Origin of the sequence: Pseudomonas sp. S3E17 (genome assembly GCF_024168685.1) — a bacterium.
Lineage (GTDB): Bacteria > Pseudomonadota > Gammaproteobacteria > Pseudomonadales > Pseudomonadaceae > Aquipseudomonas > Aquipseudomonas marginalis.
Window position 1 is genome coordinate 3,634,067 of the sequence record NZ_JALJWE010000001.1, and the last position, 15,602, is coordinate 3,649,668.

At 61.9% G+C, this 15,602-nt stretch carries 16 protein-coding genes; 3 read left to right on the forward strand and 13 right to left on the reverse strand.

Annotation, left to right across the window (positions count from 1 at the left end; all coding sequences use genetic code 11):
• Positions 1-154: 154 nt before the first annotated feature.
• Genes J3D60_RS16255 through J3D60_RS16270 form a run of 4 tightly spaced genes read right to left on the reverse strand, consistent with a single transcriptional unit; the run spans position 155 to position 4,240 of the window.
• Positions 155-523: a glyoxalase superfamily protein gene (locus tag J3D60_RS16255; RefSeq protein WP_253492012.1), complete on the reverse strand. Its 369-nt coding sequence runs from the start codon at positions 521-523 to the stop codon at positions 155-157.
• Between the two features lie 29 nt (positions 524-552).
• Positions 553-2,016 carry an amidohydrolase family protein gene (locus J3D60_RS16260; RefSeq protein WP_253492014.1) on the reverse strand — a complete coding sequence of 488 codons (1,464 nt, stop codon included), beginning with the start codon at positions 2,014-2,016 and terminating at the stop codon, positions 553-555.
• Position 2,017: 1 nt separating this feature from the next.
• Entirely contained in the window at positions 2,018-2,878 is an 861-nt protein-coding gene (locus tag J3D60_RS16265; RefSeq protein WP_253492016.1) for a MurR/RpiR family transcriptional regulator, read from the reverse strand.
• A gap of 12 nt (positions 2,879-2,890) precedes the next feature.
• Entirely contained in the window at positions 2,891-4,240 is a 1,350-nt protein-coding gene (locus J3D60_RS16270) for a gluconate:H+ symporter (RefSeq protein WP_253492018.1), read from the reverse strand.
• Positions 4,241-4,487: 247 nt separating this feature from the next.
• Between J3D60_RS16270 and J3D60_RS16275 the strand changes: the two genes are divergently transcribed.
• Entirely contained in the window at positions 4,488-4,868 is a 381-nt protein-coding gene (locus tag J3D60_RS16275) for a lysozyme inhibitor LprI family protein (protein ID WP_065938998.1), read from the forward strand.
• 2 nt (positions 4,869-4,870) lie between these two features.
• On the opposite strand, the gene J3D60_RS16280 is transcribed toward J3D60_RS16275, so the two are convergent.
• The 5 genes from J3D60_RS16280 to J3D60_RS16300 all read right to left on the reverse strand — a co-directional run bounded on the left by J3D60_RS16280 (position 4,871) and on the right by J3D60_RS16300 (position 9,953).
• Positions 4,871-6,316, reverse strand: coding sequence for a SulP family inorganic anion transporter (locus J3D60_RS16280; RefSeq protein ID WP_253492020.1), 1,446 nt, complete (start codon positions 6,314-6,316; stop codon positions 4,871-4,873).
• 239 nt (positions 6,317-6,555) lie between these two features.
• Positions 6,556-7,449, reverse strand: coding sequence for an NAD-dependent epimerase/dehydratase family protein (locus J3D60_RS16285; RefSeq protein WP_253492022.1), 894 nt, complete (start codon positions 7,447-7,449; stop codon positions 6,556-6,558).
• A gap of 103 nt (positions 7,450-7,552) precedes the next feature.
• Positions 7,553-8,449, reverse strand: coding sequence for a LysR family transcriptional regulator (locus J3D60_RS16290; protein ID WP_065938995.1), 897 nt, complete (start codon positions 8,447-8,449; stop codon positions 7,553-7,555).
• Positions 8,450-8,479: 30 nt separating this feature from the next.
• The gene (locus tag J3D60_RS16295) at positions 8,480-9,070 is read right to left on the reverse strand and encodes an NAD(P)H-dependent oxidoreductase (protein ID WP_027607662.1); all 591 of its coding nucleotides are present in this window, start codon (positions 9,068-9,070) and stop codon (positions 8,480-8,482) included.
• A 118-nt stretch (positions 9,071-9,188) separates the two neighbouring features.
• Complete coding sequence (locus J3D60_RS16300) at positions 9,189-9,953, reverse strand: sulfite exporter TauE/SafE family protein (protein ID WP_253492023.1); 765 nt, start codon at positions 9,951-9,953, stop codon at positions 9,189-9,191.
• Between the two features lie 107 nt (positions 9,954-10,060).
• On the opposite strand from J3D60_RS16300, the gene J3D60_RS16305 reads away from it, so the two are divergent.
• Complete coding sequence (locus tag J3D60_RS16305) at positions 10,061-10,957, forward strand: LysR substrate-binding domain-containing protein (RefSeq protein WP_253492024.1); 897 nt, start codon at positions 10,061-10,063, stop codon at positions 10,955-10,957.
• Here J3D60_RS16305 and J3D60_RS16310 read toward each other — a convergent pair.
• Together J3D60_RS16310 and kynU are read right to left on the reverse strand one after the other, a co-directional pair.
• Positions 10,903-12,309: an amino acid permease gene (locus J3D60_RS16310; protein ID WP_253492025.1), complete on the reverse strand. Its 1,407-nt coding sequence runs from the start codon at positions 12,307-12,309 to the stop codon at positions 10,903-10,905. The two genes, J3D60_RS16305 and J3D60_RS16310, sit on opposite strands and share 55 nt — an antisense overlap.
• A 102-nt stretch (positions 12,310-12,411) precedes the next feature.
• Positions 12,412-13,662 carry a kynureninase gene (gene kynU, locus J3D60_RS16315; protein ID WP_253492026.1) on the reverse strand — a complete coding sequence of 417 codons (1,251 nt, stop codon included), beginning with the start codon at positions 13,660-13,662 and terminating at the stop codon, positions 12,412-12,414.
• A gap of 144 nt (positions 13,663-13,806) precedes the next feature.
• On the opposite strand from kynU, the gene J3D60_RS16320 reads away from it, so the two are divergent.
• A complete protein-coding gene (locus J3D60_RS16320; protein ID WP_003176072.1) occupies positions 13,807-14,280 on the forward strand; it encodes an Lrp/AsnC family transcriptional regulator in 474 nt (157 codons plus the stop codon).
• Between the two features lie 59 nt (positions 14,281-14,339).
• On the opposite strand, the gene catA is transcribed toward J3D60_RS16320, so the two are convergent.
• Both catA and catC read right to left on the reverse strand, forming a co-directional pair.
• On the reverse strand, positions 14,340-15,269 hold the full coding sequence (gene catA / locus J3D60_RS16325; RefSeq protein WP_253492027.1) for a catechol 1,2-dioxygenase: 930 nt from the start codon (positions 15,267-15,269) through the stop codon (positions 14,340-14,342).
• A gap of 41 nt (positions 15,270-15,310) precedes the next feature.
• Positions 15,311-15,601 carry a muconolactone Delta-isomerase gene (catC, locus tag J3D60_RS16330; protein WP_027607668.1) on the reverse strand — a complete coding sequence of 97 codons (291 nt, stop codon included), beginning with the start codon at positions 15,599-15,601 and terminating at the stop codon, positions 15,311-15,313.
• Position 15,602 lies beyond the last annotated feature (1 nt).

Sequence of the window (15,602 nt, forward strand, 5' to 3'; positions counted from 1 at the left end):
TGAATTGGGCCTTACCTCCAGCACACTTACCGGAACATGTGGGCCCTAGGATGCTGGTCATAGCTTCCGCTGAATATGCAACCCCAGCTACTAACCGGGATTGCAATAAAAAACCGCCTACCAAGGCGGTTTTTTATTGCCTGCGATTTACCTCTCAGCCCTCACCTTCCTCAACAAACACCACCCGATTCCCAAACGGATCCTTGATGCTCATCTCCCGCGATCCCCAAGGCGTTTCCTCAACCCCAGGCTTGGCGTAACGGTAATCCTTGCCCGCCAACTGCTGCTGATACGTGTCCACCCCTTGCGCCTGAATCCGCACCGCCGCGCCCGGCGAAGCATCGCCATGATGTTCGGACAGGTGCAGTACACAATCGCCCAGCGACACTTGCAGATAGAGTGGATAGTTCGCCTCAAAGCGATGCTGCCAATCGACCTTGAATCCCAGGAAGTCGACGTAGAACTCCAAGGCCTTGGCCTCGTCGAAAATCCGCAGGATGGGGGTGACGTTTCCTAAGTGCATGGCAACCGCTCCGTGTATGAAAGCGCCCACTATAGAGTCGAAAACCCACCACGCAAATCCCCACTGCGCGCCAGGAAGCGCCCCGGTCGCTGACCGTTCGCTTGGCCATCGCTGTAGCTCAATACGCCGTTGACCCACACGCCATCAATGCCTTGCGCTGCCCGCTGTGGCTCATTGAAATCCGCCACATCCCGCACCCGCAACGGATCGAACAACACAAGGTCGGCCCAGTGCCCTTCACGAATTTCACCACGCTCGGATAACCCAAAACGCGCTGCCGACAAGCCGGTCATCTTGTGCACGGCGGTATGCAACGGGAACAAGCCGACATCCCGGCTGAAATGTCCCAGCACCCGTGGAAACGCCCCCCACAAGCGTGGGTGTGGAAACGGGTCTTCGGGCAACCCATCAGACCCCACCATCGACAATGGATGCGCAAGGATGCGTCGCACATCCGCTTCATCCATCCCGTAGTACACCGCTCCCGCAGGCTGTAGACGACGAGCGGCATCCATCAACGAGACGTCCCATTCGCCGGCAATGTCCTGCAAGTCGCGCCCCCCCACTTCCGGGTGCGGCGTCGACCAGGTAATGGTGATGCGAAATGCGTCGGTCACCTGCTTGAGGTCCAGGGTCGAAGAACTGGCCGCGTAGGGATAACAATCACACCCCACCGGATGGGTTTTCGCCGCCGACTCCAACGCCGCCAACAGCTGCGGACTACGCCCCCAGTTCCCCGCGCCCGCACATTTGAGGTGGGAAATGATCACCGGTACCTGTGCGTGCCGACCGATCAGAAAAGCCTCGTCCATCGCCTCCAGCACCGGTTCGAATTCGCTGCGCAAATGGGTGGTGTACACCGCACCGAAGGCCGTGAGTTCTTCACTCAGTTGCAGCACCTCATCGGTCTCGGCATTAAACGCGCTGGCGTAGGCCAGGCCGGTGGATAAACCGAGGGCGCCGGCCTCGAGACTCTCGTGCAACTGCACACGCATGGCAGTGATTTCATCCGCTGTGGCGGTGCGATGCAGGTCGTCCATGTGGTTACTGCGCAGCGCCGTGTGGCCGATCAATGCCGCGACGTTCACCGCTGGATGAGCGCTTTCAACGGCGCTGCGATAGTCGCTGAAACGGGGATAAACAAACGCCGCAGCGCTACCCAACAAGTTCATCGGGTCCGGCGGATCGCTGCGCAAACTCACTGGTGAGGCGCTGATGCCACAGTTGCCGACAATCACAGTGGTCACGCCCTGGCTGAGCTTGGGCAGCATCTGCGGCTGGCGGATGACCACCGTGTCGTCATGGGTGTGGACATCGATAAAGCCCGGCGCCAGCACCCGGCCTGTCGCGTCGATTTCATGCGCGGCCACCGCCGTCGATAAGTCACCGATCGTCTCGATGCGCCCGTCACGCAGCCCCACATCGGCGACAAACCCTTCGGTGTTGCTGCCATCGATGATCAGCGCCTGGCGAATCAGCGTGTCGTACGTCATGTCAATCTCCAAGCGGCATGCGGTCAGGGCCGCCGCGATAATCGTCGAGGGCCAGCTTGATCCGGCGCAAGCGTTCCTGGTTGTCGTCGGGCAGGGCCAGCGCCAGTTCGGTGGCGAGCAGGTCGATGGCCAGCAGCATGCCGTAGCGCGCCGCCGTGGGTTTGTAGATAAAACTGGTTTCGGCCGGTTGCAGCGGCAGCAGCACATCCGCCAACTGCGCCAGGGGTGAGTCGGCCAGGGTGATGGCGACGATGCGCGCGTCGTAGTTGCGTGCCAGCGCCACCACATCGAGCAACTCAGGGGTGAGGCCCGTGAGCGAGCAGACAATCAGCACGTGTTCCGGCCCCAGGGTTGCCGCCGTGACACGCATCATCACCGGGTCGTGGCTGGCGGCAATCGGGTAGCCCAGGCGAACCAGGCGCACCTGCAATTCATCGCTGCACAAACTCGACGGCCCGCCCATGCCGAACGCGTGGATCATCCGCGCCCTGCCCAGCAGGTTGACCGCATCGACAAAGCTGGCCTGGTTGAAACCCGACAAGTGCTGGCGCAACGTCGCTTCGATATCGCCGAGAATCTGCCGATGAAATGCCGACTGTTCAGGCAGCCCCGCCGGGTCCAGGAAGCGGCTGCCGACGCCGCTGGCCTGGGCCAGTTGCAGGCGCAGGTCGCGCAAATCCCGGCAACCGACACTGCGGGCAAACCGCGACAACGTCGCGGTACTGACCTCGGCCCGTTGGGACAGCTCTTCCAGGCTGGCCGAGGCGGCAAAGCCCACGTCCTCCAGCATCAGCCTGGCGATACGCCCTTCGCCGGCGCTGAAAGAATCCTGACGGGCGCGGATCTGGTAGAGGATGTCCATGAAGGCTCCGGGTTACAAAATACAGGACAGGCCGTAAGTCAGACCGAAGGCAACCACAGAGATCAGCGTCTCCAATACGGTCCAGGTCTTGAAGGTCTGGATCACCGTCATATTGAAGTATTCCTTGATCAGCCAGAAGCCGCCGTCGTTAACGTGGGAAAAGATCACCGAACCCGCGCCAGTGGCCAACACCAGCAATTCCGGGTGTGGATAACCCAGGCCCAGGGCGACCGGCGCAACCACGCCGGATGCGGTGGTCATGGCCACCGTGGCCGAACCTGTGGCGATGCGCATCAGGGCCGCAAACAGCCACCCCATCACCAGCGGCGACAACTGAAACGCGTGGGCCAGGCCGAGGATCTCATGAGTGACGCCTGCATCCACGAGGATCCGGTTCAGGCCACCGCCCGCACCCACCAGCAAGGTGATGCTCGCAGTCGGCGCCAGGCATTCATTGGTGAACCTGAGGATCGACTCACGGTTGAAGCCCTGCGCCAGGCCCAGGGTCCAGAAACTCACCAGGGTCGCCACCAGCAGCGCAATCACCGAGTTGCCGATAAACAGCAGGAACTGGTTGAAGCCCGTACCTGGGGTGGAGATCACGTTGGCCCAACCGCCGATCATCATCAGCACCACCGGCAACAGGATGGTGCCCATGGTCAGTGTGAAGCTCGGCAAACGCTCACGGGGCTCGCGCTCGATGAATTGGCGTTCCAGTGGGTTTTCCGCCGGCAGGTGAATACGCGGCACGATGAATTTGGCGTACACCGGGCCGGCGATGATCGCCGTGGGTATACCGATGAGGATCGCATAGAGCACGGTCTGCCCCACCGACGCGTTATACGCCAGCACGGCCATCATCGCTGCCGGGTGCGGCGGCACCAGCGCATGCACCACCGACAAACCGGCGACCATCGGCAGGCCGACCATCAGGATCGACACCCCCACGCGCCGCGCCACGGTAAAGGCGATTGGCACCAGCAGCACAAAGCCCACTTCGAAAAACAGCGGCAGCCCCACCAGGAAGGCGATGCACACCATGGCCCAATGGGCATTCCGTTCGCCGAAACGGTTGATCAGGGTGCGCGCCACCTGCTCGGCGCCACCGGACTCGGCCATCATCTTGCCGAGCATGGTGCCCAGTGCCACGACCAGGGCGATATGCCCCAATGTTTTGCCGACGCCCGCCTCGTAGGAGCCCATGATGGTATCCGCCGGCATCCCGGCCATCAGCGCCAGGCCGATGGACACCAGGGTGATGACGATAAACGGGTTGAGCCGGTAACGTGCGATCAGCACGATCAAAGCAATGATGGCGATGGCAGCGTATGCCAACAGCCCGAAGCCCGGTGATGCGGCCATGCGGTACTCCTCGGAAAGGGTCACGTCGAATTGATTGTGAAACTCATAAATCATTACCGAGGAGCATTTTCAAATTTCATGAAAGTAACTTTCGCCCACGGATAAGCGCTGTCGCGTTGGGACATGCCCAAGGGCCGTGCATGAAAATCCGGGGGGTGTTCTTACATGAAGATCGGAGAAGGCTGGAAACTCAACGAATACCCTTGAGTCATAGAATGCACATCCACCGTTGCCAGGAAAATCGAGCATGATTCGTACGACACTCGCCGCCGGCGCCCTGCTTCTCGCTGTGTGCGGCACTGCCGCCGCCGCCGACAACCCGGCGCTGAAAAAATGCATGGACGGCGCCAACACCACTGCCGACATGGTCAGCTGCAACGTCAAGGAAACCAAGGTGCAGGACACGCGCCTGAACAAAGCCTACAAAACCGCCCTCGCCGCCCAGGAAGGCAACCGCAGGCAGCAACTGCAGGACCTGCAGCGCCTGTGGATCAAGTACCGTGACGCCAATTGTGCCTTCGCCGGCTCGGCTACCGGCGGCACCATCGACCAGGTCAACGGCACCGGCTGCGTGCTGGACATGACCCAGACCCGCGCCCAGGAACTGGAAGACCTGGTCGGGCCATAAAATCAGTCGTGATGCACCCTCGCGCGCTTGAGCAGCTTCTTGCAGCGTTCGGACAAATGCAGCACGCGCAAATGCTTGCCGGCCTTGCTGTAGCGCTCGCGCAGGGTCATCAGCGCGGCAATCGCCGAGTAGTCGACAAAGCTCAGGTGACGACAATCCAGCGTCACCTGGGCGGGGTCGTTGGCCGGGTCGAACTGGTTCAGGAACGGCGTCGTCGAGGCAAAGAACAGCGTGCCGTGCAGGCGATAGAGCTTGCTGCCATCCGCTTCCAGATGCTCATCGGCGTACAGCTCACGGGCCTGTTGCCAGGCAAAGTTCAGTGCTGCGATCACGATGCCGCACAGCACGGCGGTGGCCAGGTCGGTGAACACCGTGATCACGGTCACTGCGATGATCACCAGCACATCATTGAGCGGCACCTTGTTGATCACCCGCAGGGACGCCCAGGCGAAGGTCTGCTGGGACACCACGAACATCACCCCCACCAGCGCCGCCAGCGGGATCCGCTCGATCAGCGGTGACAGAAACAAAATAAACAGCAGGATCATCACCCCGGCGAACACCCCGGAGAAACGTCCGCGCCCGCCGGAGCTGAGGTTGATCACGGTTTGCCCGATCATCGCGCAACCGCCCATGCCGCCGAACAGGCCCGAGAGCATATTCGCCGCGCCCAGGGCCACGCTCTCGCGGTCAGGATAGCCACGGGTCTCGGTGATTTCGTCGGTGAGGTTCAGGGTCAGCAGGGTTTCCAGCAGGCCGACCATGGCCATCAGGAACGCATAGGGGGCGATGATGCCGAGGGTTTCCAGGGTCCAGGGGATCTGCGGCAGCGCGAAGCTCGGCAGTCCGCCGGCGATGTGGGCCATGTCGCCGAGGGTACGGGTCGGCAGGCCAAGCAGGTACACGGCCAGGCCCACGCCAAGGATCGCCACCAGGGCCGGCGGCACCGCACGGGTGATGCGCGGCAGCAGGTAGACGATGGCCATGGTCACCAGCACCAGGCCCGTCATCACGTACAACGGCATGCCGCTGAGCCAGCTCTCACCGTTCTTGAAATGTTCCAACTGGGCCAGGGCAATGATGATCGCCAGGCCGTTGACGAACCCCAGCATCACCGGGTGCGGCACCATGCGCACCAGCTTGCCCAGGCGCAACAGGCCGAACGCGACCATGATCAGCCCGCCCAGCAGCACTGTGGCCAGCAGGTACTCCACGCCGTGCTGCACCACCAGCGCGACGATCACCACCGCCATCGAGCCTGCCGCCCCGGACACCATGCCGGGCCGGCCACCGAACAAGGCGGTGAGGGTGCAAATGATAAAGGCGCCGTACAGCCCCATCAGCGGGTTGAGGTGAGCCACCAGGGCAAAGGCGATGCACTCGGGCAGCAGCGCGAAAGACGTGGTGAGGCCGGCCAGGGCATCGGCGCGCAGACGGGTGAGGTTCATGAGGTACCAGGGCATTGCGGGGGATAAGGCGGGGAATGGTACGGAATTGAGCGCGGTGGGGCCAGATTTTTAAGGCAAGCACACACCCTGTAGTGAGCGGGCTTGCCCCGCGTTGGGCTGCGAAGCAGCCCCAAAACCATTCACCGTATTTCTGTCTGAATGTATGCGATTACTGACAGGGGGCCGCTTCGCAGCCCGACGCGGGCAGGCCCGCTCGCCACAACTAAACGGCGGAAAACTTAGACCATCTCCTGACGAATCCACTCCACCACCGACGTACGCTTCGGCGCCCAATCCAGCAACTCGCGGGCATGCCTGCCGCGCACGCGGCTGTTGGAGCCCAGGCCATAGTTGGCCATTTCATAGCCCCACTCGGCCTCAGCGTCGGCCAATGGCCAATCCTGCGGCCGGCCCAGGTTCAGGGCTTGGGCAATCGCCGTGGTCATGTCGATAAACGAGGCCTCGCCGCTTTCCACAAAGTAGAACGTGCCCGGCACGTTGCGGGTCAGTGCCAGCAGGTACAGCGCCACCACGTCTTCAATGTGCACATTGGACCAGATGTTCTGCCCGGTGCCGACATGGCGCACCACGCCGCTCTTGCGTGCCTGCTTGAGCAAGCGCGGCAGTTGCACGCTGTCGCGCTTCACACCGAGGCTGTGGCCGTAGATCAGGGTGTTGCAGATCACCGCCGAATTCACCCCGTCTTTGGCCGCTGCCAGGATCAAGTTGTCGATGGCCACGCGGGCAGCCTTGTCGACGGTCGGTTCCGGCAGGCTGTCTTCGAAATAGATGACATCGCTGGACTTGCCGCCCGACGCATCCCCCACGATGCTCGAACCGCTGGTGTGCAGGAATGGCTTGTCCGAACCTTTCAGTGCGGCCAGCAGGGTTTCCACTGCGGCACGATGATCGCTGCTCGCGGCATTGATCACTGCATCGGCTTTGTGCGCTTGCTCGGCCAACACAGCAGCATCGTCGAGGGTACCGATCACCGGGTGAATGCCCAGGGCGGTCATTTCAGCCGCTTGCTCGGCGCTGCGTACCAGGCCGGTAACCGTGTGACCGGCCTTGACCAGGCCAGTGGCGATGGAACCGCCGATAAAACCGGCTGCGCCGGTAATGAATACGTTCATGGAGAGTGCTCCTGACGGGGTAAGTGATGGGTCCATTGTTACGGACTCATCCCTGGCGAATAAGCCCGCACCGCCCAATTCACTCTTGCGTGAGGGTCACGAATCAGCACGCATACCGCGCCAGCTTGGCCTGGATAAAGTCCAGGAAGCACTGGATGCGCAGCGCCAATTGCGAGTTGCGGTAGAACACCGCGTGGATCGGTTGGCGATACCCGCTGTTGAACGCCTCCAGCACCGGCACCAAGCGCCCGGCATTGATGTCTTCGACGGTCATGAAGTTCGACAGGCAACAAATGCCCTGCCCTTCCAACGCCAACTGGCGCAGGGTTTCACCACTGGACGCGGCCACGCTGGGCTCGATCAGCCAGCGGTCACCTTCCACATGGCGCAGCGGCCAGTGGTTGAGGGTTTCGGTCTGGGTAAAGCCCAGCAGGGTGTGGTCAGCCAACTCGGCGACCGTCGTCGGCGTGCCGTACTGCTTGAGGTAGTCGGGGCTGGCGAGGATATGCAGCGGCGTACAGCCCAGGGATCGCGCATGCAGGGTGGAGTCGGCCAGGGCACCGATGCGGATCGCAATATCGGTACTCTGTTCCAACAGGTCGATGATCAGGTCATCGCTGTTCAGCTCCAGCTGGATCTGCGGGTACAAACGGCGGAATTCGGCGATGTAGGGCACGATCCCATGCAGCATGAACGGCACGGCGGCATTGATGCGCAGGCGCCCGGCGGGGTTTTTCTGGCGTGACGACAGGCGCTCCTCCAGCTCGTCCATCTGCGCCAGGATCAGCTTGGCCTGCTCGAAGAAGTACTTGCCCTCCTCGGTCAGGTCCATGCGCCGCGTGGTGCGGTTGATCAGCGTGGTATCAAGCTTGGCTTCCAGGCGCGACAGGGTGCGGCTGACCGCCGACGGCGTCTGCCCGACCTGCTCCGCGGCGGCGGAAATCGAGCCGCACTCAATCACGCTGACGAAGATCTGTAGCTCATCGGATCGGGCTTTCACGGGCGGTCCTCGTTATAGGTGTACCGCAGCTTACACCGAGAGGTTGAACACCCGCGCCAGATGCTGTTCGTAGCGCGCCACATCCACCTCGATGGCCGGGCGTTTCATCACGTCCACGCACAGGAAGGTCGGCAGGCCGGTCATGCCGAGGAACTCGTTGGCTTTGTGGAACGGGAAGTACACCGCATCCACGCCCTTGGCTTCGAAGAAGTCGGTCGGGTCGTCGAAGGCTTGCTGCGGTGCATTCCAGGTCAGTGACAGCATGTAGTGCTTGCCCTGGACCAGGCCACCGCTGCCGTATTTCTGCGAGGCGTCGGAACGGGTGCGACCATCGCTGGCATACAGGCTGCCGTGGCCTTCGGTGAAGACTTCGTCGATGTACTTCTTGACGATCCATGGCGCGCCCATCCACCAGCCTGGCATCTGGTAGATGATCACGTCGGCCCAGAGGAATTTGGCGACCTCTTCGGCCACGTCGTAGCCTTCGTCGATATGAGTGACCTTGACGTCGATACCGCCTCGGTCCAACACCGCCAAGGCGGTGTCATGCAGGGTGGCGTTATAGCGGCCGTCGGAGTGGGCGAACTTTTTACCGCCGTTGAGCAGGAGTACTTTTTTCATGGGAGGCATCCAGAAGGTTGAAAATGTCTGGACGCAGACTATCCACCTCGGCCCTTCGGAATAAGCGGCCACCGGGCAAAATACCTTTGACCACAAGGCACGAATGGATCGCTAATTGTTAACCGCCGATCAGCAAATGCCCGCCCAGCAGTACCATGCCGATAAAAAATACCCGCTTGAACAGCACCGCACTGATGCGCTGGCGCACCACCTGGCCCAGCCACATGCCCAGCAGCGCCGGCACCAAGGCCAGCAACGAGGCATTGATTGCGCCAGCGCCCAAGGTGCCGCGCCAGGCCAGACCGGCGGCCAGGGCCAGGGTCGATACCGTGAACGACAACCCCAACGCCTGCACCAGTTGATCGCGATTCAAACCCAGTGCCTGCAGGTACGGTACGGCAGGAATCACAAACACACCGGTGGCCGAGGTGATGAGGCCAGTGATCAGCCCGCACACCGGGCCCAGCCAACGCTCGGTCCGGGCCTTGACCTTGAACGTGGGCAGGAACAGTCCGCTCAGTGCATACGCCAGCAACGCCGCGCCCAATGCGCGCACCACCCATTGCCCGCCGTCCATCCCCAGCCACACCGTGCCCAGCCCGGTGCCGAGGAAAATCAGCAGCAACATCGGCCACAGGCGCTTGAGCAAAGCACTCAGGTGCCCGCCGAATGCCAACTGCCACAGGTTGGTGACGGTCGAAGGGATGATCAGCAATGCGGCAGCCTGCGCCGGTAACATCGCCAGGCCGAGCATGCCCATGGCGACAGTGGGCAGGCCCAGGCCGATAACCCCCTTGACCGTACCGGCCAGCAGGAAGGTGCCGATCACCAGCAAGGTAAGGGCGGGGCCGAGGTTCTGGTAAAACGCTAGGAAGGTATTCATGGGCAGAGTGTGCGACTTTTCGATGCGCTCTAAAATTCGCCATATACTGAGGCAGCCTCTTGTTTTGCGTGAGCCTGAGGCCAATCCAGTTATCCGAGCCATCAGCCATGCACTTTGACCTGATCGACCTGCGCCTCTACCTGCACACCCTCGACACCGGCAACATCACCGCCGGCGCGGCCCGCAGCCATTTATCCCTGGCCGCCGCCAGTGCCCGCATCCGGGCGATGGAGGCGTCGTTGGGCATCGAGTTTCTCCAGCGTGGACGTCGCGGCGTCACCCCCACACCGGCAGGCAAGGCCCTGGCCCGTCACGCCCGCCTGTTGTTGCAACAGGCCGAGCACCTGCAACAGGACCTGGCGGAATACGCCAACGGCGTCAAAGGCCAGGTGCGCCTGCTGTGCAACACCACTGCGCTCAGCGAATACCTGCCGGAACTGCTTGCGGACTTTCTGCGCGAACACCCCAACCTCGATATCGACCTGCAGGAATTGCCCAGCCTGCGCATCACCCAGGCCTTGCGCCAGGGCACGGCGGAGTTGGGGATCATCTCCGACGCGGTGGACACCCACGGCTTGCAGACCTTGCCCTTTCGCGACGACCCGCTGGCGCTGATCATGCCGCACGACCATCCCCTGGCGGGCGGCACGGTGAGCTTTGTCGACAGCCTGCAATACGACTACGTGGGTCTGGCCGCCGCCAGCGCACTCGCGGTGTACCTGGAAGAACAGGCACTGCACGCGGGCTTTCGTGTGCAAACGCGCATCCGCGCCGACGGTTTTGACGGGTTGATTCGCATGGTGGCCCGCGGCGCCGGCCTGGGCATCGTGCCCCAGGCGGCGTTGGCGCGCTGGCCAGCGCCGCGCCGCTTCATCGCCCAACCGTTACAGGAAGAGTGGGCTTGCCGCACGTTGCTGTTATGCGCGCGTTCGTTCGAACAATTGCCGGGTTACGCCAGGGCCTTGTTCGATGCCTTGGCCCTGCCCTTGCGGAAAACCCCGTAATACACCGCCGACAGGATCAGCAGGAACGGCACGCCAAACACCAGGGTCATCTTGAACGCTTCGGTGAAGTACGTGGTGATCATCACCGCGCCCATCAGCACCAGGCCCAATAACGTGCTGTAGGGAAACAGGCGCAACTGGAACGACAGCTTCGCGCCGCCATGGCGCTTGCGATAGCGCCGGAAGAACAGGTGCGTGAGGAAGATCATGAACCAGGTGAAGATCGCGCCAAACATCGAGATAGCCATCATCAGGGTGAACGAACTTTCCGGGTACACCAGGTTCAACAGCGTCGCCAGGGCGATGCCCGAGCTGGACAACAGCAAGGCATTCAGCGGAATGCCGCTCTTGCTCAAGGCCCCCATGGACCTGGGCGCAAAGCCGGCGCGGGACAGGCTGAACATCATGCGCGTGGTGATGTAGAGCTGGCTGTTCATCGCCGACAAGGCCGCGATCAGGATCACGAAATTCATCACCCCGGTGGCGCCGGGAATGCCGATGGTCTGCATCACCGTGACGAACGGGCTCTGGGCCTGGCCGGCCTGGTTCCACGGCACGATGGCGAGCATCAGCGCCAGGGTAAGCAGGTAAAACACCACCAGCCGCACGATGGTCGCGCGAAAGGCTTTCTTCACGGCCTGCTCCGGGTCTGCCGCTTCACCGGCGGCCACGGCGATCATCTCGACGCTCAGGTAGCTGAAGATCGACACGATCACGGCGATCCACATGCCGCTCACGCCATGGGGGAAAAACCCGTCGTGGGCCGTGTAGTTCTGCACCCCGTATTGTGGGTTGCCGGAGCCGAATACCACGTACACCGCGAGGATGATGAAGCCGACAATGGCGCTGATCTTGATCGTCGAAAACCAGTATTCGAAGTTGCCGAAAGTCTTGACGCTGATGGCGTTGAGCAGGATCAGCACGCTGGAAAACGACACGATCCACACCCATTCCGGCACGTGGGCGAACCAGTACTTCATGTACATCGCCACCGCCGTGACCTCGGCCCCCACCGCCAGCACAATCGCCGCCCAGTAGGCGTAACGCACCAGGAACCCGGCCAGCGGGCTGATATAGAACTCGGCATAGGCGCCGAAAGAGCCCGAGGTGGAATGGGCCACCGTCATCTCGGCCAGGCAGCCCATCAGCAGCAAGGTGATCAACGCGCCGATCGCGTAGCTCACCAGTACGCTGGGCCCGGCGTAGCCGATGGCATAGGCGCTGCCCATGAACAGCCCGGTGCCGATGGCGCCACCGATGGCGATCATGCTCATCTGGCCGGAAGAGAGCTGGCGCCTCAGGCCCAGTTCGCGGTGGGTGATCTCGGCAAAGCCGTTGTCTGGCGTGGTCACGTGGTGTGCCCCTTTATTATTGTGGTTGTACTGTCTAACCGTTGTCACAGATCCCCTGTAGGAGGGGGCTTGCCCCCTCCCACATTTTGATCTGCATTATCTTCAGGTGACGCTATGGCGGACCTTGAATTGGGGTTGGTCCCAGGTGGTGTTATCGAGAATCTCACCGAGGATTTCCACCGCATCCCACACCTCGGTAAAGCTCGTATACAGCGGCGTAAACCCAAAACGCATGATGCGCGGCTCGCGGTAATCACCGATCACGCCACGTGCTATCAGGGCCTGGATCACCGCATAGCCTTCCGGGTGTTCGAAGCTCACATGGCTGCCACGCCGGGCGTGCTCGCGCGGAGTGATCAGCACAAGGTTGTGGGCGGCGCAGCGGCTTTCGACCAACTCGATAAACAGGTCGGTCAGCGCCAGGGATTTGCTGCGCAGGCGGGCCATGTCGGTCTGTTCGAAAATCTCCAGGCCGCATTCCACCATCGCCAGCGACGTGATCGGCTGGGTGCCGCACAGGTAGCGGGCGATGCCGGCGCTCGGCGCATAGCTGGATTCCATGGCGAACTGCCGGGTATGCCCGAACCAGCCCGACAGCGGCTGGTGCACCAGGTCCACCAACGCCGGGTTGACCCACACGAACGCCTGGGAACCGGGGCCGCCGTTGAGGTATTTGTAAGTGCAGCCAATTGCATAGTCAGCACCGGCCCCGTGCAGGTCGATGGGCACCGCGCCGGCCGAATGCGCCAGGTCCCAGATGCTCAGCGCGCCGCATTCATGGCTCAAGGCCGTGAGCGCCTGCATGTCGTACATGTAGCCGGTCTTGTAGTTGACGTGGGTGAGCATCACCACCGCCACGTCCGCATCGATGGCCTCGGGCAATTCATCCGGGCTGTTGACCAGGCGCAGGGAATAGCCCTGTTGCAGCAACTCGGCGAGGCCCTGGGCGATGTACAAATCGGTGGGGAAGTTGTTCGCTTCGCTGACGATCACCTTGCGCGCCGGCTCACGTTGGCGCTGCACGCTCAAGGCGGCGCTGAGCACCTTGAACAGGTTGATCGAGGTGGTATCGGTGATCACCACCTCACCGTCCCGCGCCCCGATCAGCGGCGCCAGGCGGTTGCCCAGGCGCTGGGACAAGTCGGCCCAGCCGGCGCTGTTCCAACTGCGAATCAAGCCATTGCCCCACTCTTGCGCGATGACCGCCTGCGCCCGCTCCAGCGCCGCCACCGGACGCGCACCGAGGGAGTTGCCGTCCAGGTAGATAACGTCCTGCGGCAAGGCGAACTGCTGACGTAGCGGCGCCAGCGGGTCCTGGGTGTCGAGGGCTTGGCAATGGCTGCGAGGGGTCATGGGTTGTCCTGGTTTTTGTCAGTGAGGATGCAGCAAATAATGAACGAAGATTTAAAGAATTTTCGTGCAAAGTGGTGGGCAACAGGCTAATTAAGCTGTAGGAAATTCGAAGTTAACCCCTAAATACGCGGATTTATTCTAACCATGATCCTTGACGCCACCGACCTGCGCCTCCTGCATTTCCTGCAACAGGATGGCCGTATCAGCAACCAGGAACTGGCGGAAAAAGTCGCGTTGTCGCCCTCTGCCTGCCTGCGTCGTCTACGCCTGCTGGAGAGCGAAGGGATTATCAGCGGCTACCGTGCGGTGTTGAATGCCGAGCAGTTGGGGATTGAACTGGAGGCCATCGTCCACCTGTCATTGCGCCAGGATGTGGAGGATTGGCATGAGACGTTTATCAAGAAGGTGCAAGGCTGGCCGGAAGTGGCCAGCGCCTACGTGATCACCGGCGCCAGCAACTATGTGCTGCGGGTGCAGGCGCGCAACCTCAAGCACTTTTCGGACTTTATCGTGAACCACCTGAACCGCACGGCGGGGGTGATGGATATCCGCTCGGAGATTGTGCTGCAGAAGATCAAGGATCGGGATGAGGTGCTTGATCTGGTGGTACGCAAATAGGAGCAGCGCCATCGGTAAAATGTGGGGGGGTAAGCCCCCTCCCACACTTTTGACCGCATTTAGTCTTCGAGGGCGCGAACCCGCTGCATACGCTTTTGCTCTACCGGCGCTGCGGCGGTTTGCAACTCAAAGTCAAAATCAATCTGCGCAAACCGCCCCTCCACGCCAAACTCCCGCGCCAGTTGCTGATCGTCACTGAAGCGAATCTCGGCAATCAACTCATCCCGCGTCGCGTAGGCAAAATCATCGTGCAGGTACGGGTCATCCGACAGGTTGATCTGGGTGGTCAAGTGCCGATACCCCGGCGCCGAGATGAAGAAGTGGATATGCGCCGGGCGCTGCCCGTGGCGCCCCAGTTGATCGAGCAACTGCTGGGTCGGCCCGGTCGGCGGGCAGCCGTAGCCCGACGGCACGATGCTGCGAAAGCGGTAGTTGCCCTGGGCGTCGGTCTCGATACGCCGACGCAGGTTGAATTCGGATTGCGTCGGGTCGAACCACGAATACGTACCGCCGGTATTGGCCTGCCACACATCGACAATCGCCCCGGCCAACGGCTTGCCGTCGGTGTCGCGCACCTGCCCGCGCATAAACAGCGGCACCGCGTCGTCCTTGCCATCGTCCAGCCGCGCTTCGTACTTCGACAGCGGCGCGCCGGCCACATACAGCGGGCCTTCGATGGTGCGCGGGGTACCACCGGATTTGCCGGCTTCCTCGTCGGCGGCGTCCATCAGCATATCCAGGTAATGCTCCAGGCCGAGCCCGGCTGCGAGCAGTCCGGCTTCCTGGTGCTTGCCCAGTTCGTTGAGGTAGTTGACCGCCTTCCAGAACTCTTCCGGGGTCACGTCCAGGTCTTCGATGATGTTTACCGTATCGCGCAGGATCCGGTAGATCAGCGCCTTGGTGCGCGGGTTGCCGCCGTCAGTGAGGTTGCCGCTGGCTTCTTCGAGAAACCGTTGGGCGTGGGCAGTCTGGGACAGTCGGATGGACATGGTGCGTTCCTCATCTTGTAGTTATCAGGGTGAAAACCGGCCTAGCGGTCGTCTTCATGGATCGACGAAGGGTGTCGGCACAAGGCATTCACTTCGATGGCCATGTAGGGATAAAGCGGCAGTTGCATCAGCAGGTCATGCAGCTCTTGCACGCTGTCGACGTCGAACACGCTGTAGTTGGCGTAGAGCCCGGCGATGCGCCATAAGTGGCGCCATTTGCCCTGGTGCTGCAGACGCTGGGCAAAGGCCTTTTCGTCGGCCTTGAGGCTGGCGGCGCGCTCGGGGTGCATGTCGACGGGCAGGTTCACGGTCATTTTTACGTGGAACAACATG

Excerpts from the sequence above, each read along its gene's own strand:
- J3D60_RS16265 (WP_253492016.1), bottom strand. The coding sequence starts at position 2,878 with ATGGACATCCTCTACCAGATCCGCGCCCGTCAGGATTCTTTCAGCGCC.
- J3D60_RS16275 (WP_065938998.1), top strand. The coding sequence starts at position 4,488 with ATGATTCGTACGACACTCGCCGCCGGCGCCCTGCTTCTCGCTGTGTGC.
- J3D60_RS16305 (WP_253492024.1), top strand. The coding sequence starts at position 10,061 with ATGCACTTTGACCTGATCGACCTGCGCCTCTACCTGCACACCCTCGAC.
- J3D60_RS16260 (WP_253492014.1), bottom strand. The coding sequence starts at position 2,016 with ATGACGTACGACACGCTGATTCGCCAGGCGCTGATCATCGATGGCAGC.
- kynU (WP_253492026.1), bottom strand. The coding sequence starts at position 13,662 with ATGACCCCTCGCAGCCATTGCCAAGCCCTCGACACCCAGGACCCGCTG.
- J3D60_RS16285 (WP_253492022.1), bottom strand. The coding sequence starts at position 7,449 with ATGAACGTATTCATTACCGGCGCAGCCGGTTTTATCGGCGGTTCCATC.
- J3D60_RS16295 (WP_027607662.1), bottom strand. The coding sequence starts at position 9,070 with ATGAAAAAAGTACTCCTGCTCAACGGCGGTAAAAAGTTCGCCCACTCC.
- J3D60_RS16255 (WP_253492012.1), bottom strand. The coding sequence starts at position 523 with ATGCACTTAGGAAACGTCACCCCCATCCTGCGGATTTTCGACGAGGCC.
- J3D60_RS16280 (WP_253492020.1), bottom strand. The coding sequence starts at position 6,316 with ATGAACCTCACCCGTCTGCGCGCCGATGCCCTGGCCGGCCTCACCACG.
- catA (WP_253492027.1), bottom strand. The coding sequence starts at position 15,269 with ATGTCCATCCGACTGTCCCAGACTGCCCACGCCCAACGGTTTCTCGAA.
- catC (WP_027607668.1), bottom strand. The coding sequence starts at position 15,601 with ATGTTGTTCCACGTAAAAATGACCGTGAACCTGCCCGTCGACATGCAC.
- J3D60_RS16300 (WP_253492023.1), bottom strand. The coding sequence starts at position 9,953 with ATGAATACCTTCCTAGCGTTTTACCAGAACCTCGGCCCCGCCCTTACC.
- J3D60_RS16320 (WP_003176072.1), top strand. The coding sequence starts at position 13,807 with ATGATCCTTGACGCCACCGACCTGCGCCTCCTGCATTTCCTGCAACAG.
- J3D60_RS16270 (WP_253492018.1), bottom strand. The coding sequence starts at position 4,240 with ATGGCCGCATCACCGGGCTTCGGGCTGTTGGCATACGCTGCCATCGCC.